Genomic DNA, 19,387 nt, shown 5'->3' with positions numbered 1-19,387 from the left:
ATGATGAAAAAATTTGGGATCACACTCGTACTCTTCACCCTTTTTGCGGGAATCCTCAGCGCCCAGAATGTGGGGTCCATGACCTCCAGCGGATACAACCTGGGGCGACAGGAACAGGCGGAACTTCTCTATCCCGTAAAAATCTGGGGCGAGGTGGTCCGTCCGGGAATCTATGATGTCCCCCTGACCAGTGATATTATCGGTATTATCTCCTATGCCGGAGGACCTACCAATATGGCCAAACTTACCAACGTCCGTGTCCTCCGGAATGAACGGACAACCGAAGGAGAGGAAATTCTCGTCACGGTGGATATCGAAAAATATATCGAGACCGGTGACAAAGAACTTTTACCGGTCATTCGTCCCGGCGATACCATCATGATTCCCCCCAAGTTTATGAAACAGGTGACGGATGTGCTGGGAACTTTCAGCGCCATCCTGTCTATTGTGAATGTTTTTGCCGTCACCTCCTGGTATCTGTCCAGACCTTAAATGGAGAGAAGCATGAATTACATCGAAGAACGCCCCTGGGGTATGTTTGAAGTTTTGCTGGATGAACCGGATTACAAGGTGAAACGGATCACCGTTCTCCCTGGTAAGCGTCTTTCCCTTCAGAGTCACAAACGCCGCAGTGAACACTGGGTCATTACCCGGGGGGATGTGAACGTGGTAAACAATGACGAAGGCAAGCCCTACAAAGCCGGCGATCATATCTATATCCCTGCCGGGAACAAACACCGGATCGAAAATACAGGAAACGACAAAGCCGTGTTTATTGAAGTCCAGATCGGGGACTATTTTGGAGAAGACGACATCATCCGGTATGAAGATGATTTTAACCGTGTATAAAAAAACAGGAAGCAGATGAAATACAAAGTAGCCGATATCTCTCTGGCGCCTTTTGGCCGAAAAGAGATTGAATTTGCCGAGAAAGAGATGCCCGGGCTCATGTCCATCCGGGAAGAATACAGTCACACCAAACCGTTGAAAGGTGCCCGGATTACGGGAAGCCTTCACATGACCATTCAGACGGCTGTCCTCATGGAAACCCTCAAAATCCTGGGAGCAGATGTGCGCTGGGCCAGCTGCAATATTTTTTCCACCCAGGACCATGCCGCAGCTGCCATGGCTGATGCCGGCATTCCCGTCTTTGCCTGGAAAGGGGAGACCCTGGAAGAGTACTGGTGGTGTACCCAGATGGCTCTTCTTCACGGAGATAAAGGGCCGCACCTGATTGTGGACGATGGCGGCGATGCCACCCTTTTTGTCCATGAAGGCGTCAGGCTGGAAAAAGCATACGCCGAAACCGGCACTTTGCCGGAAATCACGGCGAAGAATAAAGAACTCCGGATTATGCACAAGCTCATCCTTCAGGAGATGGACGCCGATCCCAAACGCTGGCATCGTGTGGCGGAAGGCCTCCGGGGTGTCAGTGAAGAAACCACCACCGGCGTTCACCGGCTTTATCAGTTTATGGAGCAGGGAAAACTCCTTTTTCCCGCCATCAATGTGAATGATTCCGTGACCAAATCCAAATTTGATAATCTCTATGGTTGCCGCGAATCCCTGGCAGACGGCATTAAACGGGCTACGGATATCATGGTGGCCGGTAAAACCGTCATGATCTGCGGATACGGTGATGTGGGCAAAGGATGCGCCCAATCTATGAAAGGTTTTGGTGCCCGGGTGATCATTTCGGAAATTGATCCCATCTGTGCCCTCCAGGCTGCCATGGAAGGCTATGAAATTAAAACTATTGAAGAGGCCATCCAGGAAGATGCCCCGGACATTTTCGTCACGGCTACCGGTAATTGCGATGTGATTACTGCTGATCACATGGCTGCCATGAAGGATATGGCCATTGTGTGCAATATCGGTCATTTTGATAATGAAATTCAGGTGGATGCCGTCCTGGATCGTCCTGATACCCAAAAAATCCATGTCAAACCCCAGGTGGATCAGATCCGTTTTGACGACGGCCACTCCATCATCCTCCTGTCTGAAGGCCGCCTGGTGAACCTGGGCAATGCCACGGGTCACCCGTCCTTTGTCATGAGCAATTCCTTCAGTAATCAGGTCCTGGCCCAGATCGAACTCTGGTCCAATGACCATGAGAAAAAAGTCTACCGTCTGCCGAAGGTTCTGGATGAAAAAGTTGCCCGGCTTCATCTGAAAAAGCTGGGTGTAAAACTCACGGAACTCACGGAAAAACAGGCGGAATATATCGGCACGCCGGTTGAAGGACCGTATAAGCCCGATCATTACCGGTATTAATCCATTTAAAAGCGGGACATTTCAATGCTCAGGCGTTTCAGCCCCCGAAATCCCAATAAAAGGGAACAGCTTTCGTCGCGTCAGATTTTTATCCTGATTCTCTGTGCTGTCATCGCCGGTATTTTTCTTTTACGGATTCCTGCCAAAGAAGCCAATCCTCTGGCTTCGGATACCCTGGTGACCCTCCATATTCCCCGGGGAGCGCCCTTTACACAGATTGCCGATTCCCTTATACAGCAGGGACTCATTGAATCCCGGCGCCGTTTTTACTGGAGCGCCCGGCTGAAAGGGAAAACCGATGAACTCCAGGCCGGTACTTACCGGGTTCCCGGTGGACTCAGTTACGGGAAGCTGGTTAATTTTCTTTCGGTAGCCCAACCTCTCCAAATCCGGGTGACTATTCCCGAAGGACTGGAATTTGAAGAGACGGCCATCCTGCTCAGCAAACATTTTTCCTTTTCAGCAGAGGATTTTGCAGCCTATAAAGACAGTGCCCATCTTTTTCATCTTCCTTTTGAAATTTCCTCCCTCGAAGGATTTCTCTATCCTGAAACCTACGACTTTTATGAAAATGCCAGCCCCCGGGAAATTATTCGCCGCCTTATCCGTCAGTTTCTGGTTGAAGTGGATGATTCCCTCCGGCAGGTGATCCGTCAAAAAGGCAAAACCGTGGAGGAAATCATCACGGTCGCCTCCATTATCCAGGGCGAGGCCATGATCCACGACGAAATGCCCGTCATTGCGTCGGTCTACTATAACCGTCTGAAACGGGGCATGAAACTCCAGGCCGATCCAACTATCCAGTATATTGTACCCGGACCTAAAATCCGCCTGCGTCAGCGCCATCTGGAGATCAATTCGCCCTATAACACTTACCTTTACCGTGGACTTCCACCCGGACCGGTAAACAGTCCGGGACGGGATGCCATTCTGGCGGCTGTTTTTCCCGACACCACAAAATACCTTTATTTTGTCGCCCGGGGGGATGGGTCCCATGTTTTTTCCCGAACCCACAGGGAACATCTGAAAGCCAAAGCAGCCTTTCAGCAGGTCCGCTGGGAGGTATACCGTCAACAACAACGTGAAAAGGCTCCGTCTCCATGACACATCTTCTGGACAACCTCAATCCCCGGCAACGTGAAGCCGTCCTTACCACCGATGGTCCTCTCCTTATTTTCGCCGGTGCCGGCAGCGGAAAAACACGGGTCCTGGTCCGAAAAATCGCATACCTTTTGGAACAAAAAAAAACCGTTCCCGAACGGATTCTGGCAGTCACCTTTACCAATAAGGCCGCCGGAGAAATGCGGGAGCGTCTTATCCATATGTTAGGTCCCGAAGCCGCCAGGGTTTCTATGGGAACCTTTCACAGCATCAATGCCCGTTTCCTTCGGAAAGAAGCCCATCGCCTGGGATACACCCGGGATTTTACCATCTATGATGCAGCCGATTCCCTCCAGCTCATCCGGGATCTGATGCATTCCATGGCTGTCAACGCCGTTTCCCTTACCGCCAATGGCATGAAATATTTTATCAGTGACTGCAAACAGCAGATGATCCTTCCCGATCAGGCTCTGAAAGTTATGCGTAGCGATTTTCTGGCGGAAAAAAAGGTGGCCATCTACAAGGCTTATCAACAGCAGCTAAAAACCAACAATGCCATGGATTTTGACGACCTTCTTATCATGCCCCTTTTGATTTTTGAAAAATTCCCCGAGGTCCTCACTCTGATGCAGTACCGTTATGATTATATCCTTGTGGATGAATACCAGGACACCAACCGGGTCCAGTTTCTCTTTCTCAAAGCACTCAGTGAAAAACATCACAACATCTGTGTGGTGGGGGATGATGATCAGTCCATTTACGGCTGGCGGGGTGCCGATATCCGCAATATCCTGGATTTTGAAGAGACTTTTCCCAATCCTACCATCATCAAGCTGGAGCAGAACTACCGTTCCACTGCCACCATCCTCAAAGCCGCCTCGGCTGTTGTGAAAAAAAACCGGAACCGGAAAGACAAAACCCTGTGGACTGAATCGGATAAGGGGGAAAAGATCATCCTCCATCAGGCTGAAACAGACCATGATGAAGCGGAATATATTGCCAATACCATCCGGGAAAATCATTTTCGTGGCTTCCGTTACCGGGATCATGCCATTCTTTACCGGACCAATGCCCAGTCCAGACAACTGGAAGAAGCCCTGCTGAACCGTCAGATCCGCTATATCATCGTCGGAGGCACCCGTTTTTACGATCGGAAAGAGATCAAGGACATCATGGCTTATCTCAGAGTATTGGTAAATCCCAGTGATGCGGTGAGTTTAAAACGGATTATCAACAATCCCACCCGGGGAATCGGAAAAACCAGTCTGGAACGCCTGGAAGATTTTGCCGAAGAGACCCATCGAACCCTTTGGGAAGCGCTCCAGTATCCTGAGGAGGCCGGACTCGGTTCTGCAGCCAGGCACCGGGTGAAAAGCTTTTTATCCATGATGGTCCATCTCCGGTCCCGCCTTGAAACGCTTACCCTTACCGATGCCGTCAAAGAAGTCCTTCGGGTATCCGGCTATCAAAGCCAGTATGAAACCGACGATAAAAACAATGAAAATGAAGACCGCCTGGAAAACCTGGAAGAATTTGTCAACAGCGCCGGCGAGTTTGAACAAAATAATGAAGGCGCCACTCTGGAGGATTTTCTTCAGGAACTCTCTCTCTTGACGGATGTGGATCAGTGGGAAGACGCGGCTGATGCTGTGGTGCTCATGACACTTCACAGTGCCAAAGGACTCGAATTTCCAATCGTGTTTATTTCCGGCCTGGAGGATGGTTTGTTTCCTTTGGAAAGGGCCAAGGAGAAGGAGGAGGAACTGGAAGAAGAGCGTCGGCTTTTTTATGTGGGTATCACCCGGGCGATGAAACACTGTGTGCTTACCTGTGTCCGCCGCCGCCTTCGTTACGGCCAGTGGATGCCCTCCATCGCGAGTCCCTTTACACAGGAAATTCCTCCGGACTGCCTGGAAAAAACCGGGTTTGAAAAACAAAAATCCCGCGATAGATTCCTTTTTGGACTGGGGGAGCGGGATATTGAAAGGTCATTTGTCGGGGGTTCTTCTCCCCCGAAGCGGAAAAGTGGAAGTACTCCTTCCCGCAAAAAAACAGCCAATGATTCGTCAACTTTGCCCCTGGCATCCTCCCGAAGAATCCGTGTGGGTGATACCGTGAACCATAAGGTCTACGGCCGGGGGAAGGTTTTGACATCAGTCCCCAGTTCACAACCGGCCTTTCGTGTGGCATTTCAGGGCGGGGTTGTGAAAACAATCGCCGCGAAATTCCTGCAGTTTTCGGAATGATCCGGATCCCATAGGGGGTGCAAGATGAATCCAGACGTATTGAACGAAATAATCCAAAGACTCCAAAAAGAAGGGATGAAAATCACCCGGCAGCGGAAAATGATTATCGAAATCATGTATGAACATCGGGATCATATCGACGCTGAAGCACTCTATCTGATCTTGAAACAGCAAAACGCCGGTGTAAGCCGTGCCACTATCTACAGGACTCTGGAGATGCTGGTTGAGAAACGCCTGATCCGGAAAATGGATTTCGGGGAAGGCCGTTGTGTATATGAATTCAAGCTGGGACAACCACACCACGATCACATGAAATGCCTGCGTTGCGGGAAAGTAATCGAATTCAATGATCATATTATCGAACTTCGGCAAAACACGATCTGCCAGAATTATAAATTTTATCCCACATCCCATGTGATGCAAATTTACGGATTGTGCTGTGAATGCCGCGAAAAGGAGAAAAAAGGCTGTGATTGAACCGCTGATCATCAGTTACGATTTGGACGGGACCCTGGTGGATTCCATTCCCGATATTACCCTGTCTATGAATAAAACCCTGGATGAAGCCGGACTTCCCCATGTAACTGCCGGACAGATGAAAGCCTTTGTGGGAAACGGAATTCCGCCCATGGTGGAACGGGCATTAAAAGCTGTTCTGGCACAAGCGAAGGCTGAAAAAGACTTTAAAACCCTTTACGTAACCATCCTTGAACGATACAAAATTCTTTATGAAGCCCATTGTACCGTTGAAACCCGGCTTTACACCGGTGTCCGGGAAATTCTGGACCATTTTTCCGGCAAAACACAGGTCCTGCTTACCAACAAGGCTGAAAGTATAACCCGGAAAATTTTAAACTATTTTGGTCTGGAGGATTATTTCGCTGTAGTGGTGGGTGGGGATACCCTGGCGGAAAAAAAGCCACATCCGGATGTTATCCACCATGTGTGGGATAGAACGGGACAGGAAGGACTCCTCTGCCATGTGGGAGACAGTCCTGTCGATGTAAAAACAGCTAAAGTCACGGGAAATATGGCTGTGGCAGCTACCTGGGGTTATTCAAGTCGCCGTGAACTCATGGATGCCGGTCCCGATTACCTGGTAGATCACCTGAATGAATTAAAAGAAATTATTGCCTAAAACCCGCAAAACAATTAAATTTATTAGTGTAATATTATTTTATCTGTATATGCGTTGTTTTGTATTGCTGCCTGTTCGGCAGGGGATGGGAGCCATCCTGTGGTTTTTTGGAATGTAGAAAATTGTTTTGACACGGTGGATGATTCATTGACAGAAGACGAGGAGTTTTTACCGGAGAGTTTTTTGGGTTGGAATCAGCGGGTATACCAATACAAGATGGAACAGATCGGAAGAATCCTGAAGGATGTGAAACCGGTCCTTGTAGGATTGGCTGAGGTGGAAAACCGGCGGGTATTGGAAGATTTGAGGAAAAGGATGGGCCGGCCTGAGCAGTGGGGGATTTTGCATCGGGAGGGACCTGACCGTCGGGGCATAGATTGTGCCTTGTTCTACCGGCAGGATCTGCTGGAGTGTCTGCATGAGGATTTTTTTGTCTTCCGTTTACCCTCCGGAAATTCGACCCGGGAAGCACTTATGGGAGAATTTCGTTTCAGGCAGGGTGGGGGAGAGGCTTTTATCATCTGTGTGCTTCACTATCCGTCCCGTAGGGGTGGAGCACGACGTTCATTGCCTGATCGTCTGGCATGTTCACGTCAGTTGATCATTTATCTGCAGCAGAATTATTCCCGGCGAAAAATACTGATCATGGGGGATTTGAATGCTCCGGCTAATACCGAACCGGTCCGTATGCTGGATCGGTTTTACCCTTTACTCCTGAAGGGGGCTGATGCCTGGACCTATGTGTATCAATGTCAAAGGCAGCAATTGGATCATTTTTTGGCCAGTCCTGAATTTCTCCGGGGTTTACCCCGCATCCAGTCCAAATCTCCCCGCGTCCTTCGTCCCCCTGCCATGCAGGATGAATTCGGGTTTCCCGAACCCTTTATTAAAAACCGTCGTATCTATGGCGGATTTTCCGATCATTATTTAATTGAGTTGAGAGTGGTGGGGTGTTCCTCCCGCAGGGGTGCAGAGAGCACGGAGGGCGCAGAGAGGCAGAGGATTTTTCCTCCCGCGAAGGGCGCAGAGAGGTTGAGGATTTTTCCTCCCGCGGAGGGCGCAGAGAGACTGAGATTTGTTAGGGGGATTGGGACGGAGGGTATGAGGATTTATTCCTCCCGAGGAGGAGCAGAGAGGCAGAGATTTATTAGGGGGATTGGGGCGGAGGGCGCGGAGAGGCTGAGGATTTTTCGTCCCGCGGAGGGCGCAGAGAGACTGAGATTTATTAGGGGGATTGGGGCGGAGAGGGCGGAGGGTCTGAGGATTTATTCCTCCCGCGGAGGGTGCAGAGAAGCAGAGATTAATTTGGGGGATTGGGGCGGAGAGGGCGGAGGGTCTGAGGATTTATTCCTCCCGCGGAGGGTGCAGAGAAGCAGAGATTAATTTGGGGGATTGGGGCGGAGGGCGCGGAGAGGCTGAGGATTTTTCGTCCCGCGGAGGGCGCAGAGACGCAGGGAATATTTTAAGAAAATTGAATTGATTGATTCAATTGTATGATAAAAACTAAAATTATGGCTACCTTATTTCCGAAAAGTGTTACATATCTCTTGACACAAAACTGTTACCTATGTCCTGACACACAACTTTTGACTTTCGACTTTCGACTTTCGACTTTTGACTTTTGACTTTCGACTGAAACCCCAGGAGCGCAGCGACGCCAACTTCCAACTTCTAACTTCTAACTTCTAACTTCTAACTTCTTATTTAATAGCTTTCCACCATTACTTCAAAATAGGATTGGGGATGAAGGCAGGCAGGACAGTTTTTTGGAGCAGAGCTGCCATCGTGAAGATAGCCGCAATTCCGGCATTTCCAGACGACTTTTCCGTTTTTGGTAAAAACTTTTCCCTCTTCCAGGTTTTTATAGAGTTTTCTGTAACGGGATTCATGGGCTTTTTCCACCCGTGCAATCAGTTTAAAGGCTGAAGCTACATCCCGGAATCCCTCTTCTTCGGCAATTTTGGCAAATTCAGGATAGAGTTCTCCCCATTCTTCTTTTTCACCTTCTGCCGCTGCTTCCAAATTTTCCAGTGTTGTGCCGATTTTTCCTGCTGGGTATGTGGCCGTTATTTCTACCGGTCCGCCTTCCAGGAATTTGAAGAAACGTTTTGCGTGTTCTTTCTCATTAAGCGCTGTCTCTTCAAACAGGGCCGCAATCTGTTCAAGTCCCTCTTTTTTTGCCTGTTTGGCAAAATAATCATAGCGCATCCGTGCCTGGGATTCTCCGGCAAATGCTTTCAACAGATTTTTCTCTGTGCGGGTCCCTCTTATTGATGCCATGTGTACCTCCTTTTGTAACGGATTGATATAAAATAAAAAAGTAAAATAAGCATTCATGGCTAAATCAAACAGTAATTTTCAGTAAAAGTCGTGGATAACCGTAAAATCTTTTCATATTGCCATTCGATAAAAATACACTTTCGGTTTTTTTAAAGAGCTCTTACTTTTTTGATAAAATATGCAATACACATCCTGATACGATTGACTGTCAACAACTTACTTGACGGACAGGTTCATTGATCCAGGACGTCAATCTGCTAAATGATTCAATAAGTCATATATACGAATAATAATATTATCTTGCTTCATGTCGCATTTCGCTGTATTTTACCCCCGGGGTGGGGGGCGCTACCTAATCGAAATCATATATTCCATCCATCTTATATCCCGGTTTCGGTTAGGAAAAAAGATTCCAATCATTTATAAGAAGTTGGAAGCTGGAAGTTGGAAGTTAGCGTCACTTCGCTCCTGGGGCTTCAGTCGAAAGTCTACAGTCAACAGTTTGTGGCTTTTGGAAACCGCTTCGCTCCTGCATGGGATTCAAGCACCACTTCGTGGTGTTCAAGCACCTCACTGCGTTCGGTGTTCAATAGCCGCTTCGCGGCTTTCAAACGCTGTTACGCAGCGTTGAAGGATCTCACTTCGTTCGATCTTCAATCCCAAGATATGCATGTTTTAATGGGTGACTTCTTTTTTGTACACTGCAAAGCAGTGCTGGAATGCTGAGCGCAGCGAAGCAATTGAACGGCACGAAGTGCCACTTGAATTCTTGATCGCCGAAGGCGTTTGAACACTGAGCGCAGCGAAGTGCCAATCCCTTCAATCCCCCTCTCAGCCTCTTTACACACTCTGCGGAATCCCCCTAATTAATCTCAGCCCCTCCGCGCCCTCCGCGGGAGGCATAAATCCTCAGCCTCTTCGCTCCCTCCGCCGCAATCCTCCTAATTAATCTCAGCCTCTCCGCGCCCTCCGCGGGAGGCCCCCCCCCTCGCCCCCTCCATTCTCAATTCCCCATTCTCAATTCTCCATTGTCAATTCTCCCTTCCCAATTCTCCTTCCTTCTCCCTAACTTATGCCGTAACAAACGAGGGTCTATGTCATTTCTCTGGCCCGGTATCCTCATCCTTTTGGCGGCAGCAGGAATACCGGTTCTCATACATCTACTGGGTGAACGGCGGTATGAAAAGTTCTATTTCAGTTCCATACGCCTTTTAAAACAAATCGAGACCGATTCACTTCGGAAAATTCGGCTACGGCAATGGATAATTCTCATCTTACGGACACTGGGCATTCTTTTTTTGATTTTGGCTCTGGCTGGACCCTTTGCCGGTGAGTGGCGTTTGGGTGGACCCGGTGAAGGAATCATTCTTGTGGATCATTCTCCCAGTTCACGGTTTCATAGAGACTTTGAAACCATTGTCAATACCCTCCAAACTGAATTTCCCGGCTGGGATACACTCCGGGTGTATGAAAAAATGTCACCCCAAACGCTTACACGAAAACTCATGCGTGCCCGTCCTCCCGAACACCTCTTCTTCCTGACCGACCTCCAGGCCAATGAAGCGATGCCCCTCTTTCTAAATACCCTTCGTGAACAGGCAGATGATCCTGTGATTCTTGCCTTAAATCCTTTCCGGGAAAAGTCATGGATCCAATCTTTGGATATTCCTGCCCGGTATTTTCCCGCCGGTGAATTTATCCCTGTCCGTGCCGTTTTAGCTCTCCCTGAGGGTCGCCATCCCCTGGCCTATCTCACTGTCAACGGAAAACGAATTGCCCAGACCCGGTCTGACGCATCAGGATATGTGGAATTTTCCTTCCTGGCTGAATCCCCCGGGTATTATCATGGAATGGTGAAGACCGAAGGATCGGATCACCCCTTTAACCAGCGATATTTCTCCCTAAATGCCGGAGAGAATATATCCATTTTACTGGTGGAAGGAGAGGATTCCTACCTGCTTCCCGCCCTGGAAGCCCTCCTCTCAGTGAATGTGGAAGCCGTCTCGCCGGATCTTTTCTCCGGGAGCTCCCTGGAAAACCGGGATCTGCTCATTGTAGATGGTCTTCATCCTCTTCCTGCTGCCCAGATAAACCGTATCCACCGCTTTGCCCAACATAAACCGGTCTGGGTTGTGATGGATCGCCTGCCTGATACTGACTGGAAAGAGATGCTTTCTCTCCAGGATGCCCGGGAGCACGAACTTTCTGAAGGTCAGTTCCGGATCACAGAAAGGGCTGAAGCAGCAAATCAGGTGTTTTCAGAGCTCCCTGGATTTTCTGTATCCCGGTATTTTTCTATCCAGGCGGAGACCCCATATCAACCACTTTTGCGCTTGAACGATGGGAATCCCTTTTTATTCACACTTCAGGAAAACAATATCTATATTCAGACATCTCCCTTCAAGTTGGCGGACAACCTAATGGGGACACATCCTCTCTTTACCCGGGCTTTGAAAACGTTTCTTTTTTACTTTACAGGGATGACCCGGAAGGATGTATTGATAGGTGAACCCATCCCCAATCACCAGGCCGGTGATGAAATTATCCGTCCCGACGGACGCCGGGTGAAAATTCTGGAACCCTATACCGAAACGGATATACCTGGCTTATATACCCTGGTGAGTAACGGCAGTCAGGCCCATTTCGCTGTAAACTGGCCTGAAAGTGAGACAAAAAACACTGTTTTGGAATCCCCTCTCCCCGGGATGCAGATTATCCCGGCACAGACCGATGAAATCCGGGCTTTCCGGGAAACCCTCAAAGGAAAGTCCCTCACGCCCCTTTTCTTTTTGCTTACTGCTCTTTGCTGGGGGGGAGAACTCTTACTCATGATGCTGAATATGAAAAAACGAGGTAAAACAAAAAAATATGACAGATACTGATATTCGAGACGATACAGAGAAGGTCCTTTTAGTGGCAGTGGAACTTCCCGGTGACCATGAAAAGACCGAACGGTCTCTTGAAGAACTTTCCCGTCTGACAGAAACTGCCGGTGGTGTGGTTGTGGATACGCTTGTTCAGACACGTCCAACCCTTCATTCCATCCACTACCTGGGAAAAGGAAAACTTCAGACGCTGAAAAATATCTGTGAAGAGCTGGGAGCTGAGACGGTGATCTTTGATGATGAACTGGATCCTGGTCAGGCGAAAGCAGTCCAGAAAATCCTGGGAGATGGATTGAAAGTCCTGGATCGTAGCGCATTGATTTTGGATATTTTTCAGCAACATGCCCGGACACGGGAAGCCAAGACCCAGGTAGCACTTGCCAGGGCTCAATACATGCTGCCCCGTCTGACACGCCAATGGACCCACCTGGAGCGGCAGGCCGGCGGTATCGGAGGAGCACGGCGTGGACCAGGAGAAACCCAGATTGAAATTGACCGCCGACTCCTGAGGGATCAGATAAAAAAACTCAAAAAAGAGCTGGAAAAAATAGCCCTTCAACGAAATACACAACGAAAATTCCGTCATGAATTTTTTAATGTAGCCCTGGTGGGATATACCAATGCCGGAAAATCTACCCTGATGAATGCTCTCACTGAAGCCGGAGTGGAAGTGGAAGATCAGTTGTTTAAGACCCTGGATACCACCGTGCGGAAAATGACGATGCCCAACGGGCGCGATGTGTACCTGAGCGATACGGTGGGTTTTATTCAGAAACTTCCCCATCAGCTTGTGGCCTCTTTCCGGAGTACCCTGAAAGAAGCAGAATCCGCCGATCTCCTGATCAAACTGGTGGATATTTCCGATCCTGATTTTCGCCGCCATCTGACGACCATCGACAGTGTGCTGAAGGATTTTGAAATCCCCGAAAAGCGCTTTCTCACGGTGTTCAACAAGGCAGATCGTGTGCCGGAGAGCATGAATGTAACTCTGGTGAAGCGGGAATATCCCGATGCGGTGTGGATTTCGGCGAAGGAAGCCATCGGACTGACCCGCCTTATCCAAGAAATACAGTCCCGAATGGATGAAAATACCGTGATCCGGACTGTGGACATTCCCCACCAGGCAGGTGAAATCATCGCAGCCCTTCATGAACATACCCGGATCTTAAGCCAGTCTCATGAAGAAGAGGTGACCCGCTTTACGCTTCAGGCAGACCGGGACATCTGGGCTTATCTGACGAAAAAATTTCATTTAAAAGGTGAATAAACTGTCTGGCTGAAAGATGCTTTTATTGGAGGGTCACTTCCATTCCCGGTTCAGATTCCAATCTGTGCCGGATGTGCTTTTATCTGCAGTAAATATTTTAAACTGATGAACGCCCGCAAAGGGTTTGATGGATATCCCTTTTTCAGGATAGAGCCAGGTGAGGGTGTCTGTTTTTACCACCGTAAAAGCAGCGCCCCGGCTGTCCCGGATATCCCCTTCCACCGGAATTACTCCCCGGGTCATCAGGATGGGCAGGCGGCCTTCTGTGAGAATCTCTGCCTTATCCCGCCAGTGTGTCAAAATAGATTCAAATCCAGAACGGTCCAACTCGGGCCACAGGAGGATTTTGTCTGCCCCCCAATCCGTTAACTCCTGAAAAGCCATGGAATTCGCCACCGGCAGGGAAAATCCTCCATGAATATGGATTCCGGAAAATTCTTTGAGCAGTTCAAATCCATAGAGTGAACTTACACGGAAAGTACGGGTCCCTGATTGGATTGCCTTTGTAATGGATTGTCTCAGATCCTGAAGTCGTGTTTCCGGACAGAAAAGGGGTAATAACCGCTCATGGGCCGGTGCCGGATCGTCAAGATCCCGGATAACCCATGCATCCCCTGGATTTTGCTCTCCCCGGGTGCAATACACACTGGTGACAGGTTCTGACCCGGTTTTTTCCAGGGGTTTGCGAGAAAATTCAGGGATATTTTTTCTTTTTTGGGATTGATATGCTACCAGGGACTCATTGAGCCGGCGGGCCAGAGATTGCCGCAACATGCGGAGTGTTTTATTCTGGATAAAATAGTCTCCGTCCAGAATCACCGTGAGATCCAGAAGGCCTATCCCGTCCACACTCAGTTTCTGAAATTCGGATTCCACATCCTGCCGGTTAACGGGATGCTTTTTGGCTTTTTCTACATCGCCGGATAGAGTGATGGAATGGGGTAGGGGAGGATCGATGACTACGGCCTGGAGTCCTCCGGGATGAATCCGGATCTCCAGATGGATCCAATGGCGTATTTCCGGAATTTTATCCATATTTATCCGGGGATATTTCACCGGACTCCCGATGCGGAAAACCTTTCCCTTTTCGGGAATTGCTTTATCGCAGTGAATAAAAAGCCGGGTGTTTTTTTCACTTCTCCGGACCGGTTTAGTATTTTCACGCATAAGGGTCACAATGAAAGAAGGACCTTCTTCACCGGATGCCGGTTGGACCCGGAGTTTATCCCCCATAAAAATCCGCTGGGATGTTTTCATCTGGAATCCATTGGACCGAATGGATGTCACATCCCCCACCCATTGACCCTGACTCCCCATGGAATTGTAATTTATGACTGATTTCATGGCTTTTTTGCTAAAAAATCCCGAAGACCATTCCCGGCCTGAGGCCCGGTTCAGAATACCCCTGGCTTCTTTGAGTGCTGTTTGTTCTTCACCCTCGGGGGAATCCAGCATCAGCCGGTAGGCTTCCACCACGGGACGAACATAATCGGCTTTTCGCAGGCGGCCCTCAATTTTCAGGGAGGCGATACCCATCTTTTTCAATTGGGGAATGAGATCCAGGGTGTACAAATCTTTGGTGGAAAAGAAAAAGCCATTCCCATCCGGTGTAAAATAGCGTCGCCGGCAGGGCTGTTTGCATTTGCCGCGGTTTCCGCTCCATCCGCCCATCCAGGAAGAGAAAAGACACACGCCGGACAAGCTGCAGCAGAGGGCACCATGAATGAAAACTTCCAGCTCAAGATTTGAACGGCGTTGGATCAGTGCCAGCTCTTCCAGCGTGACCTGCCTTTCCAGAATCACCCGGCTGATCCCCTTGTCTGCCAGAAAATGAACCCCCGCAGAATTGTGCACTGCCATTTGGGTAGAGGCATGGATGGGCAGTTCAGGAAAATGCTCCCTAATCAGGCGTAAAATACCGAAATCCTGGACTATTATCGCATGGGGACGGAGTCCGGACATAAGGCTGAGGAAATCCGTCACATCGGCTAACTCACGATCCATGACCAGGGTATTCAGGGTCAGGTAGACCTTTTTCCCGTGTATCCGGGCATAGGCCATTAACCTGGCAAAATCAGCCTCTGAAAAATTGTGGGTCCGCTCCCGGGCATTAAAGCGAGAAAGACCGCCATACACCGCATCAGCACCACTTTCAAAAGCAGCCAGAGCTGTTTCCAAATCCCCTGCAGGAGCCAAAAGTTCCGGTATGGTGTGCATGATAGAATTTAAGGGCTTTAGGGGGAATTGAGAATGGGAGAATTGAGAGGGCGGAGAGGCAGAGTATTTATTCCTCCCGCGGAGGGCGCAGAGGGGCTGAGATTATTTTGGATATTCCCGCTGAGAGGGCGGAGGGGCAGAGATTATTTTGGGGGGATTGCGGCGGAGTGAGCGGAGAGGCTGAGGATTTATTCCTCCCGCGGAGGGCGCAGAGAGGCAGAGATTATTTTGGGGGCATTGCGGCGGAGTGAGCGGAGAGGCTGAGGATTTATTCCTCCCGCGGAGGGCGCAGAGAGGCAGAGATTGTTTTGGATATTCCCGCGGAGAGGGCGGAGGGGGAGAGATTAATTAGGGGGATTCCGCAGAGGGTGTAAAGAGGCTGAGAGGGGGATTGAGGGGATTGGCACTTCGCTGCGCTCAGTGTTCAAACGCCTTCGGCGATCAAGAATTCAAGCGGCACTGATTTGCAGTGTACAAAAAAGAAGTCACCCATTAAAACATGCATATCTTGAGATTGAAGATCGAACGAAGTGAGATCCTTCAACGCTGCGTAACAGCGTTTGAAAGCCGCGAAGCGGCTATTGAACACCGAACGCAGTGAGGTGCTTGAATCCCATGCAGGAGCGAAGCGACGCCAACTTCCATCTTCTAACTTCTGAAAAAGCTGTAAAGCAGCGATAAAATTCCATTCATCCAGTAAAATTCCCAATCCAAATTGGGAACCCTATTTCATGGGATTATCATCCAATCCCTCCGCGCTCTCTGTGCCTCTGCGGGAGGAACACCAACTCTTTTGTAGAATTCTTGATTTGATTCTCCAATATGGTTAATATCCGTCAAAACAGGAGAAAAAAATATGTTATTAAATCTTTTTGCACAGGCCGCCCAGGAACAGCAACCCAGTGCTTTGGTGACTTTATTTCCCTTTATTCTTATTATGGTGGTGGTCTGGTTTTTTATGATTCGTCCCCAGGCGAAGAAACAGAAAGAGACCCAAAAAATGCTCAGTTCACTTCAGCCCCGGGATAAAGTGGTGACTATTGGTGGACTCATCGGTGAAATTGATTCCCTGAAAGATGAAAACACAGTGGTGATCAAAGTAGGCAAGGATGTAAAACTGGAAGTCCGGAAAAATGCCATCGCATCCAAAATTGAACCTATGCAAGCCATGAAAAAATAATCATGTCCCAATATACCCCCAAACGGTTGAAAGTTTATATCTACGGGGCACCGGTCCTCCGGAAGAAAACTGCGCCTGTGGAAAATGTGACAGATACCATCCGCCGTTTTACTCAGGATATGGTGCTGACCATGTATGATGACGATGGAATCGGTCTTTCCGCCAATCAGGTAGGGGAAAGCCGTGCCATATTTACCGTAGGAGCTGCGGCATTTGAAGATGAACGGGGTGATTCCGTCTTCCTGAATCCCGAAATTCTGGAAATGTCCGAAGAGACCGAACTTCAGGAAGAAGGATGTCTATCCATCCCCGGCATCCGGGAAAATGTCCCCCGGGCCCTGACCATCCGCCTCCGCTGGCAGGATCTGGACCGGAAAACACACGAGGAAGTCTTTACCGGTTTTCCGGCCCGGGTCATACAGCATGAATATGACCACCTCAACGGTATTTTTTTTACCGACCGTATCAGTCCGGTACGGAAAATGTTTGTCAAATCAAAACTTTCCGAACTGGCTTCCCGTCAGGCATAAAATTTTTAAAATTCCGAAGCACATACACCCAATATGAAAACCATTTTTATGGGGACGCCTGATTTTGCCGTCCCTTCCCTGGATAAACTGGTCCATTCCCGCCATCAGGTTTCCGCCGTTGTAACGATCCCGGATAAACCCCGGGGACGTGGACGGAAACACCTGCCCTCACCGGTTAAAAAACGTGCCATGGAACTTAATCTGCCCATCCTTCAGCCGGTGAGACTGAAAGATCCGGTGTTTCTGCAGGCGATCCGTGAGATTCAGCCGGATATTCTGGTGGTGGTGGCTTTTCGTATCCTTCCCCGGAAACTCTATGCCATTCCTCCCTACGGGGCGGTAAATGCCCATGCGTCGCTGCTTCCCAAATTCCGGGGTGCTGCACCCATACACCGGGCCATTCTCCAGGGCGAGACGGAAACAGGCATTACGACTTTTCAAATTGAGGATAAGGTGGATACAGGAGGTGTACTTCTCCAAAAGCGCATCCCTATCCATCCGGATGATACAACCGGATCCCTTTACGACCGTCTGAAAATTTTAGCAGCGGAATGCCTTCTGGAAACCCTTGACGGACTGGAATCCCACCGGCTCAGGCCCATCCCCCAGGATCATACCCATGCCACACCGGCACCGAAAATCCATCCGGAAGAGGCTGTCCTGGATTTTACTCAACCCGGCCAGGTGCTTATTCGTACCATCCGTGCCTTTGCCCCTGTCCCCGGAGCCCGGTTTTTTCTTAAAGGCACCCTTATAAAAATTTTCAAAGCCCGGTTTGAACCGGTTTCAGACACCCATCCCGGCACACTGGTAAAGATATCTAAAAACACTTTTGCCATCCACTGTGGAGATGGACTGCTGTATCCTGAGGAAATCCAGCCTGAAGGGAAGCGGGCGATGAATGTGGCGGATTTTCTCAACGGGTGGGATATCACATCTTACAGGCGTGTCGATGGCGTCGATTGACAGCCGGAAAAATGCTTTGAATATCCTGCTGCGCTGGTTCACCGGCGAGGCGTATATAGATCACCTGCTTCAAAAAGATGAACACCCTTTGAATCCACAATCCCGCCGTTTTCGCGATGCCCTGGTTCATCAGACCATCCAATGGCATCGACAATCCGAAACCCTGATAGCCCGGTTTTTAAAATCCCCCAAAAAACCACCTCTTCAAACCTGGATCCTTTTACTCATGGGAGCAGCGGAAATTTTTCACATGGAGGGAACGCAGGATTACGGGACTGTTCATTCTCTCGTTTCTCTGGCGGGATATCAGAAAACCTTTGTCAATGCCATTCTCCGACAGCTTATCCGTTTCCGGAATGCAGGGGGATATAAACATTTTATGGAGGATTTTTCCATTTCCCCGGGCATGCGACACAGTTTTCCGGACTGGCTGGTGGAGCGATGGAATGGACAGTTTGGACATGAATTGGAAAATCTGCTATCCGCATTGAATCAGCCACCGGTTCGTATGGTGCGACTTATGGAGGATACTGCCCGGGAAAGAGTGATTAAGGCTTTGAAAGACCTGGATATTTTCAGGAGTGTCCATCCCGACCGGGAGGATTTTTTGACTGTGAGTTCAATTCAGCCTCTCATGGATCATGACATTTTTTCGAGCGGCGCAGTGACTATCCAGGATGTTTCATCGGTTTTACCGGAATATTTTTTCCCGGAAGGAGGGATTCGCCAGGCCTGTGATGTATGCAGCGCTCCCGGAGGGAAAACCGCCGCCCTGCTGAAACAAGCCCTCCCTGATGGAGAAATTTTTGCCTATGATGTGGATCGCCGGCGTTTAAAACAGGTGGATGAAACCCTCCGCCGCCTGAATTTTTCCCATTATACCCTGGAGGAAGCAGACGCCCGGACCCATACTTTTCCCCGTGTGAATCTGTACCTGGTGGATGCGCCCTGCAGCGGGTTCGGAGTCATTCGGAAACGGAGTGATTTGCGGTGGCGGCGAAACCCCGGAGACCTTGAGACACTTCAGGCACTACAACTGGAAATTTTGGAAAATGTAAGCCGGGTTGTGCCGTCGGGAGGGGAAATAATTTACAGCACCTGTACCTTTGATGAGGCGGAAAATGTAGGAGTACTCCAAACGTTTCTGGATACACATCCTGAATTTTCCTGGGGGGATCCGCCCCTCAATGCTCCTGATCACTGGAAAGATACGGTACGACCCATTCTAAGGACTTATCCTCACCGTCATGATTGTGAAGGTTCTTTTGCAGGTCGGGTGAAAAGGACGTAAATTCCTGAAAAA

Annotated in this window: 17 protein-coding genes; 14 read left to right on the top strand and 3 right to left on the bottom strand. The window is 49.3% G+C overall.

Features of this window, described 5'->3' with window-relative positions:
• The 8 genes from strainIA91_RS09495 to strainIA91_RS09460 all read left to right on the top strand — a co-directional run bounded on the left by strainIA91_RS09495 (position 1) and on the right by strainIA91_RS09460 (position 8,142).
• Positions 1–492 (top strand): polysaccharide biosynthesis/export family protein, encoded by a 492-nt coding sequence (locus tag strainIA91_RS09495; RefSeq protein WP_400166540.1) that lies wholly within the window; start codon positions 1–3, stop codon positions 490–492.
• A 12-nt stretch (positions 493–504) separates the two neighbouring features.
• The gene (locus strainIA91_RS09490) at positions 505–849 is read left to right on the top strand and encodes a phosphomannose isomerase type II C-terminal cupin domain (protein ID WP_400166539.1); all 345 of its coding nucleotides are present in this window, start codon (positions 505–507) and stop codon (positions 847–849) included.
• Between the two features lie 15 nt (positions 850–864).
• Complete coding sequence (gene ahcY / locus strainIA91_RS09485) at positions 865–2,274, top strand: adenosylhomocysteinase (protein ID WP_400166538.1); 1,410 nt, start codon at positions 865–867, stop codon at positions 2,272–2,274.
• Between the two features lie 24 nt (positions 2,275–2,298).
• Positions 2,299–3,378, top strand: a complete 1,080-nt coding sequence (gene mltG, locus strainIA91_RS09480; RefSeq protein WP_400166537.1) for an endolytic transglycosylase MltG — start codon at positions 2,299–2,301, stop codon at positions 3,376–3,378.
• Positions 3,375–5,621, top strand: a complete 2,247-nt coding sequence (locus strainIA91_RS09475) for an ATP-dependent helicase (RefSeq protein ID WP_400166536.1) — start codon at positions 3,375–3,377, stop codon at positions 5,619–5,621. Before mltG ends, strainIA91_RS09475 begins: the two co-directional genes overlap by 4 nt.
• A 24-nt stretch (positions 5,622–5,645) precedes the next feature.
• The gene (locus tag strainIA91_RS09470; protein ID WP_400166535.1) at positions 5,646–6,098 is read left to right on the top strand and encodes a Fur family transcriptional regulator; all 453 of its coding nucleotides are present in this window, start codon (positions 5,646–5,648) and stop codon (positions 6,096–6,098) included.
• Positions 6,091–6,759, top strand: a complete 669-nt coding sequence (locus strainIA91_RS09465) for an HAD family hydrolase (protein ID WP_400166534.1) — start codon at positions 6,091–6,093, stop codon at positions 6,757–6,759. Before strainIA91_RS09470 ends, strainIA91_RS09465 begins: the two co-directional genes overlap by 8 nt.
• A 99-nt stretch (positions 6,760–6,858) precedes the next feature.
• The gene (locus strainIA91_RS09460; RefSeq protein WP_400166533.1) at positions 6,859–8,142 is read left to right on the top strand and encodes an endonuclease/exonuclease/phosphatase family protein; all 1,284 of its coding nucleotides are present in this window, start codon (positions 6,859–6,861) and stop codon (positions 8,140–8,142) included.
• A 321-nt stretch (positions 8,143–8,463) separates the two neighbouring features.
• On the opposite strand, the gene rbr is transcribed toward strainIA91_RS09460, so the two are convergent.
• Positions 8,464–9,039 carry a rubrerythrin gene (rbr, locus tag strainIA91_RS09455; RefSeq protein ID WP_400166532.1) on the bottom strand — a complete coding sequence of 192 codons (576 nt, stop codon included), beginning with the start codon at positions 9,037–9,039 and terminating at the stop codon, positions 8,464–8,466.
• Between the two features lie 1,094 nt (positions 9,040–10,133).
• Between rbr and strainIA91_RS09450 the strand changes: the two genes are divergently transcribed.
• Positions 10,134–11,921 carry a BatA domain-containing protein gene (locus strainIA91_RS09450; RefSeq protein ID WP_400166531.1) on the top strand — a complete coding sequence of 596 codons (1,788 nt, stop codon included), beginning with the start codon at positions 10,134–10,136 and terminating at the stop codon, positions 11,919–11,921.
• Positions 11,908–13,191: a GTPase HflX gene (gene hflX / locus strainIA91_RS09445; RefSeq protein WP_400166530.1), complete on the top strand. Its 1,284-nt coding sequence runs from the start codon at positions 11,908–11,910 to the stop codon at positions 13,189–13,191. Before strainIA91_RS09450 ends, hflX begins: the two co-directional genes overlap by 14 nt.
• Before the next feature lie 33 nt (positions 13,192–13,224).
• Here hflX and strainIA91_RS09440 read toward each other — a convergent pair whose 3' ends face one another.
• Both strainIA91_RS09440 and strainIA91_RS09435 read right to left on the bottom strand, forming a co-directional pair.
• Positions 13,225–15,408: a U32 family peptidase gene (locus tag strainIA91_RS09440; RefSeq protein WP_400166529.1), complete on the bottom strand. Its 2,184-nt coding sequence runs from the start codon at positions 15,406–15,408 to the stop codon at positions 13,225–13,227.
• A 424-nt stretch (positions 15,409–15,832) separates the two neighbouring features.
• Complete coding sequence (locus tag strainIA91_RS09435; protein ID WP_400166528.1) at positions 15,833–16,117, bottom strand: hypothetical protein; 285 nt, start codon at positions 16,115–16,117, stop codon at positions 15,833–15,835.
• A 147-nt stretch (positions 16,118–16,264) separates the two neighbouring features.
• On the opposite strand from strainIA91_RS09435, the gene yajC reads away from it, so the two are divergent.
• The 4 genes from yajC to strainIA91_RS09415 are packed head-to-tail and all read left to right on the top strand — an operon-like array spanning position 16,265 to position 19,375.
• Positions 16,265–16,588, top strand: a complete 324-nt coding sequence (gene yajC, locus strainIA91_RS09430) for a preprotein translocase subunit YajC (protein ID WP_400166527.1) — start codon at positions 16,265–16,267, stop codon at positions 16,586–16,588.
• A gap of 2 nt (positions 16,589–16,590) precedes the next feature.
• Entirely contained in the window at positions 16,591–17,118 is a 528-nt protein-coding gene (def, locus tag strainIA91_RS09425; RefSeq protein WP_400166526.1) for a peptide deformylase, read from the top strand.
• A 33-nt stretch (positions 17,119–17,151) separates the two neighbouring features.
• Positions 17,152–18,084, top strand: coding sequence for a methionyl-tRNA formyltransferase (gene fmt, locus strainIA91_RS09420; RefSeq protein ID WP_400166525.1), 933 nt, complete (start codon positions 17,152–17,154; stop codon positions 18,082–18,084).
• Positions 18,071–19,375 (top strand): transcription antitermination factor NusB, encoded by a 1,305-nt coding sequence (locus tag strainIA91_RS09415; protein ID WP_400166524.1) that lies wholly within the window; start codon positions 18,071–18,073, stop codon positions 19,373–19,375. The genes fmt and strainIA91_RS09415 overlap by 14 nt, the downstream gene beginning before the upstream one ends.
• Positions 19,376–19,387 lie beyond the last annotated feature (12 nt).

The sequence above is a fragment of the Candidatus Neomarinimicrobiota bacterium genome, from assembly GCA_041154365.1.
GTDB lineage: Bacteria > Fidelibacterota > Fidelibacteria > Fidelibacterales > Fidelibacteraceae > Fidelibacter > Fidelibacter multiformis.
Note: the sequence above shows the minus strand (reverse complement) of the source record. Positions and strands in the feature narration are given on the sequence as shown.